Source organism: Bradyrhizobium sp. (assembly GCF_049581145.1).
Lineage (GTDB): Bacteria > Pseudomonadota > Alphaproteobacteria > Rhizobiales > Xanthobacteraceae > Bradyrhizobium.
Genome location: NZ_JBAURI010001274.1, coordinates 1 through 2,692 on the forward strand (window position 1 = coordinate 1; position 2,692 = coordinate 2,692).

At 64.3% G+C, this 2,692-nt stretch carries 2 protein-coding genes and 1 pseudogene; 1 reads left to right on the plus strand and 2 read right to left on the minus strand.

The window, feature by feature from the left end:
* Window positions 1–139 precede the first annotated feature (139 nt).
* Window positions 140–1,324: an alpha/beta fold hydrolase gene (locus WCB02_RS40450; RefSeq protein ID WP_423968234.1), complete on the minus strand. Its 1,185-nt coding sequence runs from the start codon at window positions 1,322–1,324 to the stop codon at window positions 140–142.
* A gap of 191 nt (window positions 1,325–1,515) precedes the next feature.
* Here WCB02_RS40450 and WCB02_RS40455 point away from each other — a divergent pair, with 191 nt between their 5' ends.
* Window positions 1,516–2,097 (plus strand): TetR/AcrR family transcriptional regulator, encoded by a 582-nt coding sequence (locus tag WCB02_RS40455; RefSeq protein ID WP_423968237.1) that lies wholly within the window; start codon window positions 1,516–1,518, stop codon window positions 2,095–2,097.
* Between the two features lie 437 nt (window positions 2,098–2,534).
* Here the strand turns inward: WCB02_RS40455 and WCB02_RS40460 are convergent.
* Window positions 2,535–2,692 (minus strand): annotated as a pseudogene (locus WCB02_RS40460) (NAD-dependent protein deacetylase); the annotation flags it as partial.

The following is a 2,692-nucleotide window of genomic DNA, read 5'->3' on the forward strand; positions in this document are numbered from 1 at the left end:
ACAAATCGAAGACGTTCCTCCATTACCGAACTCGCTTTCCACGGCATCGACACCTCCCGCAGAACAAAAGCGGAAAGTGTTACCCATGTGTCCGGTACGTTTCGTTACCTATGTCTCGGGCCGCTCAGGTGCGTTCGACCTACCGGCTGGTGTGATCCGCCCCACCCACCTGCTTGATGAAGGCGAGCAGGAGCGCGCCGAGCCGAACCGGCTGCTCCTGCTGGATCCAGTGACCGGCGCCGTCGATCAGCTCGATGCCAGCCATCCTCGTCGCCGCCTTCGTCCTCATCAGATCGAGCGCGCCCGGCGCCGCATAGGTGCCCCAATCGCTCGTCCCGCCGATGAAGAGCGACGGGACATCGATCGTCTTGCCCGAAAACAGGCGCAACTCGGCGTTCAGGCCGGGATCGGAATGGACGCGATAAGCCTGCAGGGCGCCTTGAAACCCGGTGCGGCCATACTCCTCCGTGTACACGCCGAGCTCCGGCTCGGTGAGCCATTTGCAGGCCAGCACCTCGGCGGCGGAAGGTTGGAATGGAGCGACGGTCTCGGGCATCGTCTTGCCGAGATCCATCACGTAATAGGTGGGCATTCGTGTGAGTTCTGCGGCGGTTTGCGCCTGCAACGGGTGCGGCTCGTTTCCCGGCCAGTCGGCGCTCTTGACATGGAAGAATGCACGAAGAAACGCGTGTAGTCCCTGAGGAGGATGCCACATGTCATCGTTCGCCTGCCGTGTGCTCAGGTATTGCTGATAATACGCTCGCGGCGGATCGAGCGCCGCCAGCGCGGCCGCCAGCTTTTGATGTTCGGAGTTCGGTTGAACCGACGCTGCCGCGCTGTCCGCAGTGTTGAACGGAAACGGCGGCGGACCGGGGAACGGTGCGCTCATCAGCACCACCGAGGGAAAGACGTCGGGTCGGGCCAGCGCGCAATAGGCCGCCACGGGCGAGCCGAGGTCGTGCCCGACCAGCATTGCCGTGCGCCGATACCCCAACGCCGAAACCAATCCGAGGGCGTCGCGCGTCATGTTCAGGAGGCCGAAGGGCTCCAGCGGGGCGTCGTAGCCGCTCTCCCAGCCGGTGGTGCGGCCAAAACCCCGCTGGTCGGGCGCCACGACATGGTAGCCGGCGTCAGCCAGGATCGGGATCAGGTGTCGCCAGCCGTAAGCCAGATCCGGAAAGCCGTGCAGCAGCAGCGCGAGCGGCCGGCCGGGGCTTTCGTGACCGGCCTCGAGAACATGGACATCGAGGCCGTTGACCCCATGGATCAGGCGCGAGTGGACCCCCTTGGCAAGCGTTCCCGCGCCATATGTGGATGTGGTCAAATCAGTTCCTCCTGTGGGGTTTGCGCGCGCCGGTCGAACTGAAGCCGCAACCAGGCTGGCCGCGCCCATCGCCAACACGGCTCGTCGGGACGCCGATGCGTCCGAGGGCATCGCCGGACTCCTTCTATGGCGATCACCATACTATGTCGATCGCCATAGAAACGTCAAGCGAAACCTGCTATGTTCACGCCATGCCACGTCAGACTGACGCCCGCGCTCGCGCGATTGCCACGGCCGAACGACTGTTTCGCATCCAGGGCTACACGGCGACTGGATTGACCCAGATCCTGCAAGAAAGCGGTGCGCCCAAGGGATCGTTCTATTTTCACTTTCCACGCGGCAAGGCACAGCTCGCGGAAGAAGCCATCGATCGTTACGTCGCGGGCAGGATTGCCGTCCTGCGCGATATCTCGGCGAATACGACGGGCGATGCTCTGAGTTTTGTTCATCAGCTTTTCCGCACGTTCGCCGCCGAAATGGTCGCCTCCGATTTCCAGTATGGATGCCTGATGCAAAATCTGGCGAACGAGCTGCCCGCGCTCGACGCCGAGTTGACCAGACGGGTGGCGCGCGGATTCGCCGAGTCGACCGAGATCGTTGCGGAGCATTTCAGGGGCTGCGGTTTCGCTCCCGCGCGCGCATCCGCGACCGCAGCCGCCTTGGTCGCCGCCCTCGAAGGCGCGCGAACCATCGCCCGCCTGGAACGCACGCCAGCCATATTCCAGGCGCTGGCGGATGTCAGTGCCCGGAGATGGGCCGCCCCCGAAGGGTGATCCGGCTCCAATGGTCTCGCGTCGGTGGAAACTCGATCCGGCTCCCTCATTGAGTTGCGAAAGTTGCAGCCGCCGCCATCCTGTCTCGGATTGGTTCGTTGGTTCAAAATCGGCCAGTCATAATCACTGTGATGAGCCACGGGACGATCGATGCCATGAAAGTTGTTAGGGCACCGCGATTTCTCCGGTTCCCCGCGTAGCGGTGCGAGGGTTCGTCATGCCCGGGCTCGTCCCGGGCCTCCACGAACTTGCGGTGCTGCCGGAGAAAAAGACGTGGATGGCCGGGACGAGCCCGGCCATGACGGAGAGGGTGGATGCCGCCAACGCCACGCGGCGGCAGCAGGAGTCGCACCGCCCCCTCCCCGCAACGCGCTGCGCGCGTGGAGGGACGGGAGACACGCGACGCCCGAGATGCTTCGAACTTCAAAATCGCTGAACTACAGCAGGAACGACAGCGCGGCCTCGCAGCGGTCCTCGACCTTGAGCGCCAGCAGGTCGTCGGCGCGGGTGCGGCCGAGATTGACGGCCGCGACCGGGATGCCGCGACGCGCGGCCGCCTGAACGAAGCGGAAGCCGGAATAGACCATCAGCGAGG